Origin of the sequence: Fibrella aquatilis (assembly GCF_017353255.1) — a bacterium.
Lineage (GTDB): Bacteria > Bacteroidota > Bacteroidia > Cytophagales > Spirosomataceae > Fibrella > Fibrella aquatilis.
In genome coordinates this window covers 350,980-370,047 of record NZ_JAFMYU010000001.1, presented here as the reverse complement: position 1 = coordinate 370,047, position 19,068 = coordinate 350,980, and the positions used below count along the sequence as shown (strand labels likewise).

20 protein-coding genes are annotated in these 19,068 nt (G+C 53.6%); 8 read left to right on the top strand and 12 right to left on the bottom strand.

The features are described from left to right. Positions 1-100: 100 nt before the first annotated feature. The gene (locus J2I48_RS01605; RefSeq protein ID WP_207333623.1) at positions 101-535 is read right to left on the bottom strand and encodes an EVE domain-containing protein; all 435 of its coding nucleotides are present in this window, start codon (positions 533-535) and stop codon (positions 101-103) included. 192 nt (positions 536-727) lie between these two features. Then, positions 728-1,306, bottom strand: a complete 579-nt coding sequence (locus J2I48_RS01600; RefSeq protein WP_207333622.1) for a DinB family protein — start codon at positions 1,304-1,306, stop codon at positions 728-730. Between the two features lie 273 nt (positions 1,307-1,579). Here J2I48_RS01600 and J2I48_RS01595 point away from each other — a divergent pair, with 273 nt between their 5' ends. Then, positions 1,580-3,142, top strand: coding sequence for a capsule assembly Wzi family protein (locus J2I48_RS01595; RefSeq protein WP_207333621.1), 1,563 nt, complete (start codon positions 1,580-1,582; stop codon positions 3,140-3,142). Between the two features lie 94 nt (positions 3,143-3,236). Here J2I48_RS01595 and J2I48_RS01590 read toward each other — a convergent pair whose 3' ends face one another. The 5 genes from J2I48_RS01590 to nusB all read right to left on the bottom strand — a co-directional run bounded on the left by J2I48_RS01590 (position 3,237) and on the right by nusB (position 6,359). Further along, a complete protein-coding gene (locus tag J2I48_RS01590) occupies positions 3,237-3,941 on the bottom strand; it encodes a YbbR-like domain-containing protein (RefSeq protein WP_207333620.1) in 705 nt (234 codons plus the stop codon). 27 nt (positions 3,942-3,968) lie between these two features. Continuing rightward, the gene (gene yajC / locus J2I48_RS01585; protein WP_207333619.1) at positions 3,969-4,283 is read right to left on the bottom strand and encodes a preprotein translocase subunit YajC; all 315 of its coding nucleotides are present in this window, start codon (positions 4,281-4,283) and stop codon (positions 3,969-3,971) included. 36 nt (positions 4,284-4,319) lie between these two features. Next, on the bottom strand, positions 4,320-4,775 hold the full coding sequence (locus tag J2I48_RS01580) for a DUF1573 domain-containing protein (protein WP_310587243.1): 456 nt from the start codon (positions 4,773-4,775) through the stop codon (positions 4,320-4,322). A 32-nt stretch (positions 4,776-4,807) separates the two neighbouring features. Beyond that, on the bottom strand, positions 4,808-5,110 hold the full coding sequence (locus tag J2I48_RS01575; RefSeq protein WP_207333618.1) for a YtxH domain-containing protein: 303 nt from the start codon (positions 5,108-5,110) through the stop codon (positions 4,808-4,810). Between the two features lie 112 nt (positions 5,111-5,222). After that, entirely contained in the window at positions 5,223-6,359 is a 1,137-nt protein-coding gene (gene nusB, locus J2I48_RS01570; RefSeq protein ID WP_207333617.1) for a transcription antitermination factor NusB, read from the bottom strand. A gap of 162 nt (positions 6,360-6,521) precedes the next feature. On the opposite strand from nusB, the gene J2I48_RS01565 reads away from it, so the two are divergent. The 4 genes from J2I48_RS01565 (at position 6,522) to J2I48_RS01550 (ending at position 10,582) form a co-directional block, all read left to right on the top strand. Further along, positions 6,522-7,235 carry a hypothetical protein gene (locus J2I48_RS01565; RefSeq protein ID WP_207333616.1) on the top strand — a complete coding sequence of 238 codons (714 nt, stop codon included), beginning with the start codon at positions 6,522-6,524 and terminating at the stop codon, positions 7,233-7,235. Positions 7,236-7,386: 151 nt separating this feature from the next. Beyond that, complete coding sequence (locus J2I48_RS01560; protein ID WP_207333615.1) at positions 7,387-9,177, top strand: ABC transporter ATP-binding protein; 1,791 nt, start codon at positions 7,387-7,389, stop codon at positions 9,175-9,177. 75 nt (positions 9,178-9,252) lie between these two features. Continuing rightward, on the top strand, positions 9,253-9,924 hold the full coding sequence (locus tag J2I48_RS01555; RefSeq protein ID WP_207333614.1) for a hypothetical protein: 672 nt from the start codon (positions 9,253-9,255) through the stop codon (positions 9,922-9,924). 160 nt (positions 9,925-10,084) lie between these two features. Then, positions 10,085-10,582, top strand: coding sequence for a hypothetical protein (locus J2I48_RS01550; protein ID WP_207333613.1), 498 nt, complete (start codon positions 10,085-10,087; stop codon positions 10,580-10,582). Between the two features lie 76 nt (positions 10,583-10,658). On the opposite strand, the gene radA is transcribed toward J2I48_RS01550, so the two are convergent. Beyond that, entirely contained in the window at positions 10,659-12,035 is a 1,377-nt protein-coding gene (gene radA, locus J2I48_RS01545; protein WP_207333612.1) for a DNA repair protein RadA, read from the bottom strand. 258 nt (positions 12,036-12,293) lie between these two features. Here radA and J2I48_RS01540 point away from each other — a divergent pair, with 258 nt between their 5' ends. Then, positions 12,294-12,968: an outer membrane beta-barrel protein gene (locus tag J2I48_RS01540; RefSeq protein WP_207333762.1), complete on the top strand. Its 675-nt coding sequence runs from the start codon at positions 12,294-12,296 to the stop codon at positions 12,966-12,968. Positions 12,969-13,088: 120 nt separating this feature from the next. Here the strand turns inward: J2I48_RS01540 and J2I48_RS01535 are convergent, their stop codons facing one another. Together J2I48_RS01535 and J2I48_RS01530 are read right to left on the bottom strand one after the other, a co-directional pair. After that, entirely contained in the window at positions 13,089-13,502 is a 414-nt protein-coding gene (locus tag J2I48_RS01535; protein ID WP_207333611.1) for a LytR/AlgR family response regulator transcription factor, read from the bottom strand. 314 nt (positions 13,503-13,816) lie between these two features. Then, on the bottom strand, positions 13,817-14,245 hold the full coding sequence (locus tag J2I48_RS01530) for a LytR/AlgR family response regulator transcription factor (protein WP_207333610.1): 429 nt from the start codon (positions 14,243-14,245) through the stop codon (positions 13,817-13,819). A 182-nt stretch (positions 14,246-14,427) separates the two neighbouring features. On the opposite strand from J2I48_RS01530, the gene guaA reads away from it, so the two are divergent. Then, on the top strand, positions 14,428-15,957 hold the full coding sequence (gene guaA / locus J2I48_RS01525) for a glutamine-hydrolyzing GMP synthase (protein ID WP_207333761.1): 1,530 nt from the start codon (positions 14,428-14,430) through the stop codon (positions 15,955-15,957). A gap of 108 nt (positions 15,958-16,065) precedes the next feature. Next, complete coding sequence (gene trpS / locus J2I48_RS01520; RefSeq protein WP_207333609.1) at positions 16,066-17,049, top strand: tryptophan--tRNA ligase; 984 nt, start codon at positions 16,066-16,068, stop codon at positions 17,047-17,049. Between the two features lie 9 nt (positions 17,050-17,058). Here the strand turns inward: trpS and J2I48_RS01515 are convergent, their stop codons facing one another. Both J2I48_RS01515 and J2I48_RS01510 read right to left on the bottom strand, forming a co-directional pair. Then, positions 17,059-17,967 (bottom strand): peptidoglycan-binding domain-containing protein, encoded by a 909-nt coding sequence (locus J2I48_RS01515; RefSeq protein ID WP_207333608.1) that lies wholly within the window; start codon positions 17,965-17,967, stop codon positions 17,059-17,061. 29 nt (positions 17,968-17,996) lie between these two features. Beyond that, positions 17,997-19,064, bottom strand: coding sequence for a patatin-like phospholipase family protein (locus tag J2I48_RS01510; protein WP_207333607.1), 1,068 nt, complete (start codon positions 19,062-19,064; stop codon positions 17,997-17,999). Positions 19,065-19,068: the final 4 nt, after the last annotated feature.

Here is a 19,068-nt window from a genome sequence, read left to right as displayed (position 1 = left end):
AAAGTCTAACGTTTAAAGTTGGCTGACGCATGAGCAGTTCCAATGCCTCAGTCAACCTTTAGACAGGGTCACCTAGGCTTTGGACTTTGAACGTTAGACGTTAAACCTTGAACTTCATCCCCCACTGTAGAATTTGGTCGTACTCGTCGGACTTCACGGGCATAACCGACAGCCGCGACTGTTTAATTAACCCCATGTTGGCCAGCATGGGTTCGGCTTTGATCTGCGCCAGCGACACCGGCTGCGAAAAGGCCAGGGCAGGCTCCAGTTCAACTACGCACCAGGGCGTTGGTTTACCGTTGGCTTCAACGGGAGCCGTGGGGTCAGGGTAGGCTTCGCGGGTAACGGTGCCCACCCCTACTACCGCCGGGTTCGACACGCTATGATAGAACAGCACCTGATCGCCCAGCTTCATGGCGGCCAGGTTATTTCGCGCCTGGTAGTTGCGCACCCCGTCCCAAATGGCGCGGCCCTGTGCGGTAAAATGCGACCAGCCATATTTCTCCGGCTCGGTCTTGACTAACCAATAATTCATTTTGAACGAGTGAAAGGCAAAAGAACTTTGCCGGAGTGGCACCCTGCTCCTACTGAGTTCCAGGGTGCCACTCCGGCAAAGTTCTTAGAGCAAAGTCAACAAATTATTCAAGTCCTATAGACTTAATCTAACACTGTTAACCTTCTGTTGGTCAACTAGTTAAAAAAACTCTATTTCCATGCGTATGACTACTCAATAATAATCTTCGCGGTCGAATTTTCCACCAAATTCATCGTCTTCATCGGCGAAACGGCTGGTACCGGCATGGCTGAAAGCCAGCGCTTTTTTCAGAATCTGAATCTGCCCGGTATGGTAGGTATCGTGGTTAATAATGCCGTGAAGCAGGTCGTAGTAGGTATAATCACGACCGGGCACGATCTCTTCCAGAAACTCATCATCGTCGCGCTTGTCGAGTTCGTTGATGAGTTCTTCCTGGCTCAGGCTCAATTCCATTTGCAGGGCCTCCCACTCAAAATCATCGATCTTGTCGGGCAGCTGACCGAAGTTTTTTTCGGGTGTAAGGATATCAAATTCACCGTCGCCCTGCATTTTCTTCACGCAGAAAATGCGCCAGCTTGTCATGTGAAAAACCAGTTCGGCAATGGTATGCACGTTAGGCGTTAGGCGACGACCCACTATGTCGGGGGTGAGGTCGCGCATGGCACCGGCCACCGAGGGACCATGCCAGGCTTCTTCACCTTCGTAAGTAGTATTCAGCAGATCAATGATCCGCAGCAGTTCATCGTTATTGGGGTTGTTAGCTGTTTCCATAGCACTAAACTAGTTGGGACTACCGGTGCTTCCACCGGATTTGCATCGACCAACGTAAGGCGACACCAGTTGATTTGGGCAAAGGTAGGGCAATATTGATGGCGTTCCGAAAATACAGGAAAACGAATACCGATCACTATTTACAGGTCTAATCCTGTCCAAAACTCCTGTTGGGCGGATGGCCGGTGCTCTGGCTTGGATTTTGTAGCCTTCGTTGTTGGGTTGCCCACAGCCCGCTACACCTCACGCCTGCCTTCGCTCACGCTTAACCCAATGTATCGACTTGTCCTGTTACTATTTTGCGGCACCGCCACGGTTGCCCAGACCAGTAAACCGCTGCATTATCAGCTCGAGTTGGGCAGTTATGTAACACCCCAACGCACCTACGCCCAACGGTACGCCGCGCCCAACTTAGCCGAGCAGGCCGAAATTCCGTTCTGGCTGCGAGCCAATCAATACGGCATTGTGCCACGCGGCGAAAACGTACCCACCCTCCGCGCAGGTATCCGGGTAGACTACCACGGTGCCCCCCTCACGGCCCTCGACAGCCTTCGGGCCAGCCACCGGCGCGTAGACTGGGGCTGGGGGTTCGACCTGGTCGCCAACGCCAACGGGGTTAACCCCGACCGTAGTAAACCCACTGACCCTGTGGCGGTTATCCTGCCAGAAGCCTATGCAAAAGTGCGTCTCCGGGGCATCGAAGGCTGGGCAGGCCGTCGGCGTGAAGTCATTGGACTGACCGACTCGTCGCTTTCGACAGGGTCCTATAGTTGGTCGGGCAATGCGGTGCCGCCCCTGAAAATTCAGTTCAACACGATAGGTTGGGTGCCCCTAACCCGCTGGCTGTACATCAACGCCCTCTACGTGCAGGGCTGGTTTGAGTATGACCGGTTCATCAAAGGGTCGATGCTGCATCAGAAGGCGCTGTATTTGCGCCTAGGCAAGGCCACGGGCAAGATCTGGCTCAGTGGGGGCATGAACCACTCGGTGCAGTGGGGCGGTAACAACGAGTCATTACCCAGCGCCTTTATCCGCAATAGTCAGCTGCCCGCCAGCTTTCACGATTACATTGATATCGTGTTGGGAAACAGCCTAGGCAACCGCACCGTCGACACCACCAAGTACAGCCCCTTCGACGCCGGCAACCGCATTGGCAACCACCTTGGCACCGTTGATCTGGGTCTTGAACTACGGGGCCGCCGCGTTTCGGTGTTTCTTTACCGCCAGAGCATCTATGAAGATGGCTCGCTTTTTTACCTCATCAACATTGCCGACGGGCTGCACGGAGCCAGATTTACCAATAACCGACCCAACCAAGGGGGTTTTCGGCTAAACCGGGCAGTGCTGGAGTACCTGAACACCTACAGTCAGGGCGGGAGCGATTTTATTAACGAAGATGCCAGCAAACGGGGCCGCGACAACTACTTCAACCACGGTCAGTACCGCGACGGCTGGTCGAGCTACGGGCGCACCATTGGCACACCTTTCATTGCCCCCGCCACCGACCTGCCGGGCCATTTTCCGGGCAGTGCGTTCACCAACAACAACCGCGTTCGGGTTTACCACGTGGGCCTGTCGGGCCAGTTTTCGGCCAGAATGGGTTTTATTGGTAAGTTTTCGTACAGCCAAAACATCGGTATCTACGACGCGCCTTTTGCGCAGGTGGCCACCCAGTTTTCGGGTATGTTCGGCCTCTATAGTCAGCTCAAGTGGCTAGGCGGTACACTCCTCACCACCACCACCGGCTACGACCAGGGCGATCTCTACGAGAATAACCTCGGTTTTTTCGTAAGCCTGAAAAGGACGGGCATGATCCGGTCGCGTTTTACGAGATAGGGAATGGTGAAAGAGTGAAATAGTGAAAGAGTGGCTGACGCAAGATCAACCCCTTGCGTCAGCCACTCTTTCACTATTTCACTCTTTCGCTCTCTCACCTTTTCGGCAAGGGCGAGAGCAGTTCAGCTACTTCAAAGCTGACGAACACTTTTTCGTGGCTGCGCTTCACCAGGGGGTGTCTGTATGCATTCAGCGGCAGTTCTTCGTCGTAATTGTCTGCAATGCGGCGACCAGGGATGCGCACCACCAGCGTGTCGGCAAAGCCACGAACCAGCCGGGCGGGGCCTTCCACGGTGAGTACTGCCGGAGTCATGTTGATCACGCTCGACACCACATAGCGCGGCAGCAGGTTAATATGCGTGCTGTCGGGGATGAGGCGGATGGTTTTGGTCATGCGCCGGTCGAAACCCATTTCCAGCGTGTCGGCCACGACGTAGTTGACTTTCAGGCTCTTCACCTGATCGGCTAGGGCCGCTGTCATGGCCGACGTGTTGATGATCGACGCCTGCATGGGGTTGTTTACCGGATACTGCACCGGGTTGGTCCGAAACGGCAACCACGACAGGCGCAACAGCCCCCAGCCATCGCCCGACACGTTCACCCGCACGGTGCGGGGCAGCGTTGTGGTGGGAATAAACAGCGAATCGTTATACTGAAACTTGACGGGGTAGTTCACGTTCAGCGAGTAGCCATCGCGGTTCAGGGCGTTCATTACCCAAAACAGGCCAGCCGCCAGTACGCAGACCAGCCACTTGCCCACCTGAAAGGCCGTTTTCTGGGGTGGTGTTTCTTGTTGCATCTACGAAGCGGGGCAGAAAAGCCAGTTTTAGGCCGCTTTTTCAGATTCTACCTTGGCCGACGCCTCACGGGCAATCGACGACTTGTCGAAGGTGAGCTTCACGCCCCGGTCTACGTCGAGCGTAACGGTGTTGGCATCCACACTGGTGATCTTGCCATAGAGGCCACCGATAGTCACGACGGCATCGCCCTTCTTCAGGTTGTTGACAAAATCTTTTTGCTGCTTGGCCTTCTGCTGCTGCGGCCGGATCATAAAGAAATACAGCACCAGCAACACCCCACCCCAAAGCAGGAGGGTCAACATACCATTTTGGCCCATGGCCTGTGCGATTACGACGTGCATATAGAAGATAGTTTACAGCAAACAGAATACCGTAAACTAGTTTACAGTTGTGGTTGATTTTGGTTTCACCAGCACTTTAAACGAAATGTCGGTGGTGGCGGGGTTGGTGTTGGCGTAGACGGTGACGGTCTTGCGCTGTTCGCCTTCTTTACCCCGGCTGTTGAACCGGACCTTCACCGTCGAGTTGTCTCCGGGGGCTACCGGTTCGCGGGGCCAGTCGGGTGTGGTGCAGCCGCAGGAGGCCGTTATGTTGTTGATCACCAGGGGCAGTTCACCCGTGTTGGTAAAGGCGTAGGTATGTTCTACGGTGTCGCCTTCGGTGATGGTGCCGAAGTCGTGAACGCCGGTTTCTTTGAACGAAATCACGGCTGTCTTACCCGCAATGGCGTTGGCCTCACCCACTGGTTGCCCCTGCGCATCGCGGCGGTTAGAACAGGCTGTGCCCGCCCCCAGGAGCAGCAGCACAGCTATGGAATAGAAATACGTTTTCACGGAAGTGTTTGCAAAAATAAACCAGTAGATAATTAGGCACCCTGCTGCTTGATCTGCGCCATGAGCCGGTCAACGTCTTCGAGCAGCCGCTCCGCTTTTTCGCGGGCTTCGTCTACCACACGCTGACCTTCTGTTTTAGAGAAGTTCTCCGGTAAGTCGGCCGACTCCAGGATGTCGTTCAGCAACTGCTGCAACTGTTCGCGGTATTTCGACAACCGATACGACAACCGGTCGCGGGTAACCATGCCCTTTTCGGGGGCATACAACAAGCCCAGAATAGTGCCCGTGGCAATTCCGGTCAGAAAGAAAGTGAGGTCACGGCCTGATCTGCTCATGTGCAAAAGATTTACGATGTACGAATTACGATTTACGATGTATAGCTTACGGCTAAGTTGCTAGTGCGTAAGCAACCAATCGTAATTCGTAATTCGTACATCGTAAATCAGTTCATTTATTGTCTAACAACCCCCGGCCACTCTTGCGGAGTTTGCCTTCGGCGGTCAATCGGGTGGCCAAGTTATCCAAAATTCCGTTGACAAACGTACCGCTTTTGGGCGTACTGTAGGCCTTTGCCAGCTCGATGTATTCGTTGATGGTCACCTTCGTGGGAATGTTGGGGAAGGTAAGCATTTCGCACACAGCGAGTTTCAGGATGATCAGGTCCAGGATGGCCACGCGGTCAAGCTCCCAGTTGTCGAGGTTGGCGGTGAGTAATTTTTCCACTTCCTCGTCTCGGCTGAGGGCGTTTTGGTAGAGTTCGTTCAGGAACCGCTCGTCTTCCTCCCAGTCTTCGGTGAGTTGTTCCAGCACCAGTCCGCCCGCGCTTTGCACCGATTTCAGAGTACGGATGGCCATACCGCGCACTACCTCACTATTTTCAGCCCAGGCCAGATCTATTTCGGCTAGGTAATCGCGCACGGTCTCATGCTTGAACACCAGTTGCCGAAGCAGGTGCTGCACCAGTTGCTGATCCTCGTCGGGCGTATGCTGCCGGGCGGCGCAGTAGGCAATGAACGTCTCGTCGGTCTTCAGCACCTCGCGGTACGTCTTGCGCACAAACGCCAGGTCTTCGGTCCAGGAGATGCCCCGGCGCGTGTTTTCTACCTGCAACGGCTGGTGCTCCGCCAGCGCCTGAATCATCCGGTTCTGGCTCAGGTCCGATTCGTACAAAAAGGGCGTTTCGTCGGGGTCAGGAAAGCGGCGCTCGCGGTCGAGGCGCGACATGTGGCCAAACTCGATCAGCAGTTGCAGCACCCGGAGGTAATCGCTGTAGATGTCTTTAACGGCTTCAATGAGTCGGCCCGACAAAAACTGCTGGTCTTTCCGATACCGGTTTTGGTAGTAGGTAACGGCGTCGTTTACGGCATTGATTACCGAACTAGGCACCTCCTGATCCTGCGCAGGTTCGTTGGTGCGAACGGCCTCATCAAAGAGCAGCGCTGCCAGTTTACGATACCCTTCCAGCTGCCGCTTATTCTGGGGAAGCATGGAATTGAGATCAGGCTGGAATTGATCATTGATGCCGTCGACGGCCAACTGTTTCGTCGATTGATTGGCCTGCCGTAGCGCATAAAGGGTTTGCATTACCTTAATGCGCAGGAGTCGTCTGCTTAACATGCCGCTTAAATCCTACTAATTCTACCGATATGGAAAAGAACACTGATTTCGTCTTGCAAAAATACGCCTAAATGGCTAGTTTTCCCAACTGTAACCCCGTATCGTTTGACCTAACTCTACCTGCTTCATATGCGCTTCCCCCGTTTTCTGGCCCGTATTGGGCCATTGCTGCTCCTATGTCTGGGCGGCTGCCGTACGGCTCCGCCCGCCTTCTTCAGCCCCGCCCAGCCCGCCTACGTCCCCTCGCTTATGCAGGCTCCCGACCGGGTTACGCAAGCCCCAGCACCGGCTCAGCTACCCACCCCGGCCCCCGCTAGTGAACCCGTAGAAGCCCATTATTCGGCCACCCAGCGCACAGCTGCCCCCTCTCTGTCGGCCCGACTGCTGCCCCCTGCCCACACCCCCTACAGCGCCCTCGCGATGGCATCCATCCGGCATAGCAACCCCGACCTTACCGTTTCCCGCAAACCCGCCTGGCTTTACAGAAGTCAGCTGATGGCCGGTTCACAATCCACCTATACCGCCAGCCAGATTATTCCCGACGTACACCCCTCGAAACGGCGGGTGCCCAAAGGCGTTTTCTATGCGCTGGCGGGGAGCGTGATGCCCTACGGTCTGTTTATTCTGGCCCCTGTATCACCCTGGGTGTGGGTGCTGAGCCTGACGTTGCCCCTAGCCTCGATGCTGGTAGCCACGGGGTCGCTGGCCAAAATCAGGCGCAACAAGAGTCAGTTTCGGGGTCGTGGCTGGGCCGCCCTGGCCCTCATCCTGGCCACCAGCTTCGTGGGCATGGCCCTCGTTACCCTGGCCGCCCTCGCCACGTCGGGGATTTTGTGGGAATAGGAGTGAAAGAGTGAATGGCGAAAGAGTGAAAGAGTGTTCGCCTCAGCCATGCGCCGTTGTGAACACACTTTCACTCTTTCGCCATTCACTCTTTCACCATTGAACCCTCCCCCCCACTGGCTGCGTTGCCTTAGCATAACGACTTGTCTTTGTGGAAACGTTACGCGCATTAGCACACCTCAATAAATACCTGGCCCGCTACAAATGGTACCTCATCTGGGGCACGGTCTTCACTATTGTTTCCAACCTGTTCGGCATTTTTCCCGCCCAACTGGTGCGCTACTCGCTCGACCTGGTTCGCGAAACGCTTGATATTTATTACCTCTACGACAGCACGAGCCTGCAGCCTACGCTCTACGACATTTTTGCATTCAGCATTCTGCTCTACGGCCTCCTGATTCTGGTGATGGCCCTGCTGAAAGGATTTTTCCTGTTTCTGGTCCGCCAAACGCTCATCGTGATGTCGCGGCATATTGAGTACGACCTCAAAAACGACATCTACGACCATTACCAGACCCTGCCGCTGGCCTTCTACCGGCAGCACAACACCGGCGATCTGATGGCCCGGATTTCGGAAGACGTGGGTAAAGTACGGATGTATGTGGGGCCGAGTATCATGTACGGCATGAACCTGCTGGTGCTGTTTACGCTGGTAATCAGCTATATGGTGAGCATCAACGCCCGGCTTACGCTCTATGTGCTGCTGCCGTTGCCCATCTTGTCGGTGGGGATTTACCTGGTCGAAAACATCGTGATCCGGCGGTCGGAGGAGATACAGCGGGCCTTATCGCGGATGAGTACGTATGTGCAGGAAGCCTTTTCGGGTATTCGGGTGCTCAAGTCGTTTGTGCAGGAACAAAACTCCGTCGCCGACTTTGCCCAGGAGGCCGATTCGTACCAGCAAAAATCGCTGCGCCTCACGATGGTCGATGCGCTCTGGCAACCGCTGAGCGTACTGCTCATTGGCCTCAGCAATGTGCTGGTGGTGTATGTGGGCGGGCAGGAGGTGCTGGCCGGGCGACTTACGCCGGGCAACATTACCGAGTTTATCCTGTATGTGAACATGCTCACCTGGCCCGTGATGGCCCTTGGCTGGACCACCAGTCAAACACAGCGGGCAGCGGCGTCGCAGCAGCGGATCAACGAGTTTATGGCCGTGAAAACGCCGCTGGTTTCGGCGAAAAACCTGCAACGCGAGCTACAGGGGGCACTTTCGTTCCAGAATGTCCGCTTCGTCTATCCCGACACGGGCATTGTGGCCCTGAAGAATTTCTCGATGAACGTAGCCGCCGGCGAGTCAGTGGCGATTCTGGGTACGACGGGATCGGGCAAGAGCACGCTGGCTAACCTGATCATGCGGATGTACGATGCCTCGACGGGCGAAATCTGCATCGACAACGTGCCCATCAAAGATTATGACCTCAGCAAACTACGCGGACAGATGGGCTACGTGCCGCAGGACGTGTTCCTCTTTTCCGACACGATCAGCAACAACGTACGCTTCGGTCAGCCCGACATGCCGCAGGAACGCGTACTCCGCGCCGTGGCCGACGCCGATTTAGCTGACAACATCAACGAGTTTCCCGAAGGCTTCGACACGCGCATTGGCGAACGGGGCATCACGCTGTCTGGTGGCCAAAAGCAGCGCCTGAGCATTGCCCGCGCCATTGCCCGCGACCCGCGCATTCTGGTGCTGGACGATTGCCTCAGCGCGGTAGACACGAATACGGAAAACATTATCCTGAATAACCTGAAGCGGATCATGGAAAACCGCACCTCGGTCATCATCTCGCACCGCGTCTCCTCGGCCAAACTCGCCGACCAAATCATCGTCCTCGACGACGGCGAAATCCGCGAAAAAGGCACCCACGACGAGCTAATGGCCCACAATGGTTTGTACAGGGAATTGTATGACAAGCAGTTGCAAGGAGAGGAAGTGTGAGTAGAGTTTTTGTATAAATTAATCAGTGCCCAGTGTGTTGTTACGTATTGCCTTTTAATTACACTTTGTTAGAAAATGGAAACAAATATAACTTTTGACAGAATTGGAAATGGAAAACTGACGTACTCTGATGATTTTATAACGACGTTTCCAAAACTTTTTTCGCTTTTAAAAACGGCTCATGTGCTTGATTTTACTATAAATAGTAACAAAAGGTACAGACAATATATTTGGCGACTCATAAATAACAAAACGTGTGGTTGGTTATGTCAGCTTGAACATGTATTTCCTCAGCATCTAAATTTAATTCCAGAGCACATCCTATTGACTAAGACAATGGGTGGAATAATAAACTACTGGGGTGGTGATGACTTTAACGAGACTTTGCTATACGCCAATAATTTTTTGTTCGGGATACAGAACTCTACAAATAGTTTCGAGTGGGCAGACAATTATTTAGAAGCCTGTGAATTGGAAAGTCTTCTACCACTGTCGCTTGCGGATTTGTTGACATTTTCACAAGAATCAAACGGCAACAATACGTTTTATCACAAAGAAACAAAAGAGGTTTTTTTATATGCACATGATGGCTATTCACCACTAGATATAACTTTGAAAGCAGATCAGCCGAAGTACACGATATACACTTACGATAACATCATCACTTTCAACGACTACGTTGAGACCCTTGCAGAACAGTGGCTTGATAATATTGATAGTAGAAAACCTAACGAACAACGAAAGTAGTTGTCAAAACATAAGCTAAAAGCCAAATTTTCATTTTTGATGTTTATCTTCCATTTTTCTTGTAAGATAGATAGTTTTTCAGCAGTTCAATATTTATTAAGTAAACGGTATGATATTTCACATCTGTTCAAATAAAGTTATTTTTTATTTTTAACTAGCTATGTCAAAAGAGGAAGTACTTCAATCAAGGAAAAGGATCAGAAACCAGCTGCTTTTTTTCATTATCGCGCTGATAGTGAGTGGTGTAACGGCCTTTCCTATTGAAACTGAATTAGCTATTGCCAACGAGCATTTGGCATCATTTCCCCATTTTTTGCAAAACTGGCTTAGCAGTGTCTATGCTGCCGTTGGAACGCCCAATCAACATTATCCGTATCTCAGTTACGGCACCGATTGGCTGGCTTTTGCACACCTTGTTATCGCGGTTGTTTTCATTGGCCCATTGCGCGATCCCGTCAGAAATATCTGGGTTATTCAATTCGGTATGATTGCCTGCATCATGATATTTCCGCTGGCGTTTATTGCCGGACCAATCAGAGGGATTCCGTTTTATTGGCAACTGATCGATTGTTCGTTTGGCGTGTTTGGATTTATCGCCCTTTATTTATGTTACAGGGATATTTTAATATTCGAAAAAGCGCAAACGAAAGAAAATTGATTTCTTAGCACTGCCAACACATATGACCCCGCTGGGGTCATTCGTGCGCTTTCTCTGCTTAATGGCTACCTCTGTCTTACATCAACACCCCCTGAAATACTTCGTCTAGCTTGGCGACGGGGCGGATGTTGATGTTGTAGGAGTCGATGTCGAGGCCCTTGAGGTTGTATTTCGAGACGTAGATCTGCTTAAAACCCAGCTTCTGGGCTTCGGCAATGCGGAGTTCGATGCGGTTCACGGCCCGTACCTCGCCACCCAGGCCAATCTCGGCAGCAAAGGCCACGTTGGTGGGGATGGCAATGTCTTCGTAGCTCGACACGATGGCCGCGCAAACAGCCATGTCGATAGCGGGGTCTTCTACGCGCAGGCCACCCGCCACGTTCAGAAACACATCCTGCTGACCGAGCCGGAACCCGCCCCGCTTTTCCAATACGGCCAGCAGCATTTGCAGGCGTTTGCTGTCGTAGCCGGTGCTGCTGCGTTGGGGCGTTCCGTAGGTAGACACACCTACAAGCGCCTGAATTTCAATCATTAAGGGTCGGTTTCCTTCCAGCATCGAGCCGATGGCCACGCCGCTCAGGCTCTCTTCCCGCTGTGAGATCAAAATCTCCGACGGGTTGCTCACCTGCCGCAGTCCCGTGCTCAGCATCTCGTAGATACCCAGTTCGGCGGTGCTGCCGAAGCGGTTTTTCGACGTGCGTAGAATCCGGTAGGTGGTGTGCCGGTCGCCCTCGAAGGTGAGCACCGTATCGACCATGTGTTCCAGCACTTTGGGACCAGCCAGCGAGCCTTCTTTGGTGATGTGGCCAATCATAAACACCGGTACGCCCGACTCTTTGGCGTACTTCATAAACTCGGCGGCACACTCCCGCACCTGCGATACGCTCCCCGCCCCCGCCTCAACCAGCGACGACTGCATGGTCTGAATGGAATCGACGATGAGGACTTCCGGCTCGAAATGCTCCACCACGCGGAAGATGTTCTGCGTGGACGTTTCGGTCATGATGTGACAGTCGGACGTAGGGGCATCGAGGCGCTCGGCCCGCATTTTTATTTGCTGCTCGCTTTCTTCGCCTGATATATATAGTACTCGTAAACTACTGAGGCTCAGCGCAATCTGAAGCAGCAGGGTCGATTTACCGATGCCCGGTTCGCCGCCGATGAGCACCAACGACCCCGGCACGATGCCCCCGCCCAGTACGCGGTTTAGTTCGGCGTCGGCGGTGAGCATCCGGGGTTGCTCTTCGTAGTTGATAGCGTGGATCGGCTTGGGCTTGGCCGACACTTTCAGCGGGCCAGACGTAGCCCGCCAGCCGCCTTTTTCGGGTTCGTCTTTCTGGACAACCTCCTCCACAATGGTGTTCCACTCACCACACGACGGGCACCGCCCCAGCCACTTCGGCGACTGATGACCACAATTTTGACAGAAATAAGCAGTTTTGATTTTAGCCACGGAGGGAGGACAGTTAACAGTGATCAGCCAACAACGAACAGTGGTAGGGGCAACAACTTTTTAGAAGGCCGTTAAACGGTCAACGTTAACGGTAGTCCAAGGGTTGTAAACACGTTGACAGGAGCAAAAACTGTTGGTTGCTGACTGTTGGTTGTTTACTGAAACAACGCCGTTTACTCAGAAAAAGTTAGTTTTTGACGTCTGTGGCACGATTTTCCCGTTAAACCCATGTAGCATATGAAACGCACAACCGCTTGCATGAACAAACTCCTGTTTGGCCTCGCCATCACGCTCCTGCCCACGCTCACCTTTGCGCAGGGCGGTTTTCAGATTGGTATTAAAGGAGGCATCAACTTATCCCGACTCTCGTTTGGCAACTTCGTCAGCACGGGCACTAACCCTAATGGCTCACCCAGCGTTGACGTGAATGGGCAAACCTTCCGCGACAACCTGAGCGAAAGCATCAACAGTAAGACCGGTACCTCATTTGGCATTTACACGCGCTTTGGCAAGAACCTGTTCATCCAGCCCGAACTGCTCTACACCAACCTGTCGGGGCAATTCGACGTGGTGCGCAACGGCAAGCCCGAAACCGTGACGATCCAGACCACTAGTTTCGACGTGCCCGTGTTGCTGGGCCTGAAAGGTGGTCCCCTGCGCGTTATGGCCGGTCCGGTAGCCTCATTCCGCGTGGACAACAACGCCGGGTTGAGCGATGCCCTGAAACAGTATACGGGCGGCACCCTCAACGACGCCTGGCAGAAGGCCTATTACGGCTATCAGGTAGGCGGTGGCCTCGACCTGGGCAGCCTCGGCCTCGATGTGCGCTACCAGGGTAACCTCTCCGACATTGCCCAAATCAACAGCACGTCCGGCAGCTTCGGCCAACGCGCTAAATCGTGGCAAATCACGCTGGCGTATAAAATCTTTTGATTTACGGGTGTGTCGTCAGGTCGGAATGCCGCACCATCCCCAACCTGACGACACACCCGTCGCAAAAAAAGGGTCTGTTGCTAGCAACAGACCCTTTTTTTGCGACTACCGCCCAGAATGCTAGTTCAACTCGTCCTGGTAGTTGACCATCAATTTGGTGATTTCATGCATTCGGCGGCGCGAGATGGTTAGTTCACGGTTGTCGGCGAGGCGGATCACGCGGTCACGGGCAAACACACCATGCTGTACATAGGCTAGGTTGATGATGTTCGACTTGTGTATGCGAATGAAGATGCCGTTGTCGAGCGTTTTCTCAAACTCTTTCAGCGTCTTTGAGACCAAATACTTGCGCCGGTCGCGGGTGTGGATAAACGTATAGTTACCCTCTCCTTCCAGGTATACGATGTCATCGACAGACACCATCACGGTACGGTTCAGGTACGGAAGGGCCAGCCGGTGGGCATTGCGTTGATACGTGGCTGGGTACATAGGCATGGCTATGCCAACGGGCGGTGCGAAGTGATTTGATTCCATGGTACGAGCTGTTTTTGGTTTATCAGATGATTTCCTGATTGGGATGACCAAAACTACAGCAAGCCGACCGTTAGCTAAAGGCACGAAACTATTCACTCAAACTCAAAACTCAATTCAATAAACTGATAAACAGATCATTACGCATTTTCAATGGACTTACCTTTGCGTGTATGTCCCTTACCGATTACGTAGAAATACGCCCTTTAAATAAGTTATTCACTGAGTGTAAATCACGCAAAAGCCGGACTGTGGTGTGGAAAGCACCCCGGTCCGGCTCGTTAGTTAACTACGTAATAGGCAAGCGAATAGGTCGATTAGTTGACCAGCGATGGGCTATGATCCCGAATCCTGTCGATGAATACCTGCGCCCGACGACGAGAAATCTTCACTTGCTGACCGTCGGCCAGTTCGAGTTCGCCTTCTTTCTTAACGAAGAACTTACGTACAAAGCTGAGGTTCACGATACACGATTTATGAACGCGTACAAAAGCCTGACCGTCGAGGAGGGTTTCGTATTCTTTCAGAGTCCGTGACACCAGCATTTTGGTCCCGTCTTTCAGGTAAAAATTGGTATAGTTACCCGACCCTTCCAGCCGAACAATTTCGTCAACCGATACCGTGCGTTTCCGATCGAAGAACGGAATCAGCAGTTTCTGATTGTTGGGGAGGGAATTTTTTTCCACAGTTTTGTGGAAGGGCATAGACAGGGATTCGATAAATGATTCAGATGTCATGGTTTTCATACTTTTTGAGTGTGTAACTGATACTTTAGTGAAAGGCTGATTATCAGGCAGTTTGGTGTAACTTTTCTGATAAAGTGTGGAATCGTTTGGTTGCCCTATGGTTGTATCTAGTCCAATAATTAGGCCCCAATGAGGCCAAAGCCCAAATTCATGTAATTTTGGGCTTTAGAAACCCACGCATGATTACCGAGCAAATTCTGATTCTGGACTTCGGTTCTCAGTTCACCCAATTGATTGCCCGCCGGGTTCGTGAACTGAATGTGTACTGTGAAATTCACCCGTACAACAACATCCCTCCCATTGCCGCCAACACCAAAGGCGTCATCCTCTCTGGCAGTCCCTGCTCTGTTCGTGATGCCGACGCGCCCAGTGTAGACCTGACCGCGTTTCGGCACCACATGCCCGTGTTGGGTGTGTGCTACGGGGCACAGTTGATGGCCCAAAAAGGCGGTGGCGAGGTGAAGCCTTCGTCTATTCGTGAATATGGCCGCGCCCGGCTGAATGAGATCGACTTGGCCAATCGGCTCATGCACGGTCTGGATCTTAACTCGCAGGTGTGGATGTCGCACGGCGACACGATAACGAGCTTACCCGCTGATTTTGAAGTGATTGCCTCGACCGAGACGGTACGGGTGGCGGCGTTCCAGGCCACGGGCGAAGCTACCTATGGCATACAATTTCACCCCGAAGTGACCCACTCCACCCAGGGCAAACAGTTGCTGAAAAACTTCGTGGTCGATATCTGCGGCTGTAGTCAGGACTGGACCGCCGAGTCCTTTGTCGACACCACCGTGGCGGGGCTACAGGCGCAACTCGGTACCGATAAGGTAGTGCTTGGCCTGTCGGGCGGGGTCGACTCGTCGGTGGCGGCCATGCTCATTCACCGGGCCATCGGGGCTAATCTCTACTGCGTATTTGTTGACAATGGTCTCTTGCGGAAGGATGAGTTTGAGGGGGTGCTCGATAGCTATAAGACGCTGGGTCTCAATGTGAAAGGTGTTGACGCCAAAGACCAGTTCTACCACGCGCTGGCGGGCCTGAGCGACCCCGAAGCCAAGCGTAAAGCCATCGGTAAAACGTTCATCGACGTCTTCGATCAGGAGGCCCACCTGATCGAGAACGTTGCCTGGCTGGGTCAGGGCACGATATACCCCGATGTGATCGAGTCGGTATCCGTGAAAGGCCCATCGGCCACGATCAAGTCGCACCACAATGTGGGTGGCCTGCCCGATTTCATGAAGTTGAAGGTGGTTGAGCCGCTGAATACGCTCTTCAAGGACGAAGTACGCCTGGTAGGCCGCACGCTGGGCCTGCCCAACCACATTCTGGGTCGCCACCCGTTCCCCGGTCCGGGACTAGCCATTCGTATTCTGGGCGACGTCACAGCCGAAAAAGTGGCCATTCTGCAACAAGTCGATGCACTATTCATCGACGGCCTCCGCCGCGAAGGGCTGTACGACCAAGTCTGGCAAGCCGGGGCCATGCTCCTGCCCGTGCAGAGCGTTGGCGTCATGGGCGACGAGCGTACCTACGAACGCGTAGTGGCTCTCCGCGCTGTTACGAGCGTTGACGGCATGACAGCCGACTGGGCGCACCTCCCCTACACGTTCCTGGCCGACATCTCCAACGAGATCATCAACAAAGTCAAAGGCGTCAATCGCGTCGTCTATGATATATCATCCAAACCACCCGCTACAATTGAGTGGGAGTAGTTTTTAATGCACAATGTATAATGAACAATGAGCCGATGCGAGCATATTTATGCGTCAGCCCATTATGCATTGTTCATTGTGCATTGCAACATTGTACATTATTTTCCCATGTCACGCATCTTAACAGGCATTCAGAGCAGCGGCAGGCCGCATTTGGGCAATATTCTGGGGGCCATTTTGCCCGCTATTAATTTATCGAAAGTGGCTGGCAATGAGTCATTTCTGTTCATTGCCGACCTGCATTCGCTTACTACACTCAAAGACGGTCCTACGCGCCGCGAGTACGTCAGGGCCATTGCCGCCACCTGGCTGGCGTTTGGCTACGATACCACCAAAAATACCCTCTGGCGGCAGTCGCGGGTACCGGAGCATACCGAACTGGCCTGGTACCTGAACTGCTTTACCCCCATGCCGATGTTGCTAAACGCGACGTCGTACAAAGACAAGGTCGACAAGTTGGGCGAAAGCGCTACGTCGGCGGGGTTGTTCACGTACCCAGTGTTGCAAACAGCCGATATCCTACTCTACGACGCCGACCTGGTGCCCGTGGGTAAAGATCAGCGGCAACACCTGGAAATGGCCCGCGACATTGCCGGGACGGTCAACCGGCAGTATGGCAAGGATATTTTTGTGCTGCCCGAAGCCCGCATCGACGCGAAAATCATGACTATTCCCGGCATAGACGGAGCCAAGATGAGCAAGTCGTATAATAACTACATCGACATCTTCCTGCCCGAAAACGACCTGTGGAAGGTGGTGAAACGAATCCTGTCTGACTCTACGCCGCTTGAAGCCCCCAAAAACCCGGACAACGATATCACGTTCCAACTCTATTCGCTGCTGGCCTCTGACGAACAGATTGAGCAGATGCGGGCCAAGTATGAAGCGGGTGGCTACGGTTTCGGAAGCGCCAAGAAGGACTTCTACGAACTGATCCTCAGTCGGTTTGCCACCGAACGCGCCCGCTTTACCGAACTAATGGCCGATGGCAACCCCGAACTGGAGCGTGAGCTACAGGCAGGAGAAGAAAAAGCCCGCGCCGTGGCCAGCCGCACCATTGCCCGTGTGCGGGACGTGATGGGTTTTAGCTAACCCCAGCCGTCAGCCTACTTTTGCCTTCAGATCGTCGCCAGCAATAATGGTGCTCACAAACCGATACCCGTGCGAGGCTTCGCTGTAGCGCGGGTCGGTTTTCACCAGTTGCATAAATTCCTGATGCTGGGCATCGGTACGGCCCACCAGGCAACCCGCGCTGGCTTTGCCAATATTGTTGGCGGGCTGGTTGTGCCCCGAATGCTGGTTGATACCGAATCCGCTGTCTATAAAAATCCGGTCGCCGGTGCGTTTTCCATCCCGGTTAAGATCGCGGCACACGGTCAGATTGCCCACCTGCACCAGGGCCTCGTGGGCACCGGGTCGGCCTTGTTTGTGAGTACCCACCTGCCACGATTTGTACTGCCCAAACGCTATACGAGCGGCACCAAGGCTGTTTTCCGGATTCTCGGTGTAAAAACGACCCGGCTCGGTGGTGGCCAGGACATTAAGGAGCAACGTGGGCGTGCCATTTTGTATATGTAACACCAACCGGCGGTCGTTGAACACGTTGAACGTATCGGCATTGGGTTGGCCGTCGTCGTTGGCTCCTTCTACGTAAATGATGTTGAGGAAGCCGGGCAGTTTGGCCAGCCAGTGATTACGCAGCTGCATATAACGAACCACCCTGCTGGCGAAGTCGGTACCAAGCGTCAAGGGCAAAAATGTGTCATCCGACGCGTCGAGTAGCGCCTGTGCCAATGGTGCATCGACCCGCTCCTCATAGGCTACCCCGGCAATGTCGGCAAAGCGACTCAGCGCCAGCCTCGACACCGGTCCAAAACTCCCGTCGACGGGGGCGTCGAGGCAACCCAGGGTCATCAGCTTCGTCTGCACTTCACCCGTCAGCTGAATGTCGAAAGCCAGATCGCTGAGGTGAATGCTCAGGTTGTTGGCAATGATTTGTTGAAGTTTCATGGTTATGGAATGGTTTATTTTGTTGTAAATCAAGCTAATACAACGGGCGGAACGCCACCGTTGGCATCGAGTCTAGTGAAATAGGCGGCGGCATCGGCTTCGCCACGGGCCATCATCCCCTGCATTTCCAGGGGGTCGAATCGCAGCCCGCCCGGCCCGCCACCCAGGGGTAGTTTGGGCCGGATGATATGGAGTTTGCTGGCCACACGGTTGGCAAAAGGATTGGGTTGCCGGGGCGGATTCAGCAGGCTGTCTATCTGCGCACTGGGCAGGCCCGCCGCCACCATCGCCTGCCGCACGGCCAGCACGTAGTTGGTGCCCCGGCTCAGGATGTCGGGCAACCGCACGTCGTTGAGGCTCACGTCTTCGCTGAAAATGTCGATAGTTCGCTGCAACACGCCGATGAGGTCATTGGGCTTTAGGGTATCGGCCGCTTCGGGTGTTTCGGGGGCCAGCAAAATGGCGTACACCTCGTCGGCCCCGGCATCGAGCGCCACCTGAATGGCGGCATACTCACGCACACCCCCATCTACGTAGTGGCGGGGTGCGCCAGGCACGGACGGGTCAGACCGAATGCGGACTGGCTCCAGAAAAAACGGCTGATGCGACGAGGCCAGCACGGCATCGACCAGGTCGTTCCGGGTATTAATTGCTTGCGTGGTGTAGTGGGGCAGACTAGCCGCCAGAGCCTGCGAGGTGAATATGCGTAATTCGCCCGTTTGCAAACAAACCGCCGATACACCCACCTGCTTTCCAGTGGCTTTAATTAACCCAAATCGGGTGGTATCATATACCGTATCGACGAGCCGGTCTAATTTTAAACTATTAAATAAACACCCCTTAGCAAACAAAGCCGTAGCATCGTGTATACTCAATAAATTAGCCGTGTTTACGCCAGAATAAAAAGTAATTAATACGTTCATGTCGCCTACCGATGCCAGTGGCACAATAAGCGCGCCCGTGCTGGTACCGAGGTAGATATCGAACAGAAATTGGCCGTTTTTGAAGAGTTCAGGCCTGTTTCTGATAAATTTCAGCACGCCCACAGCGTAGGCACCTTTCGCCCCTCCGCCACTAATAACTAATGCTTTTTTCATGGCC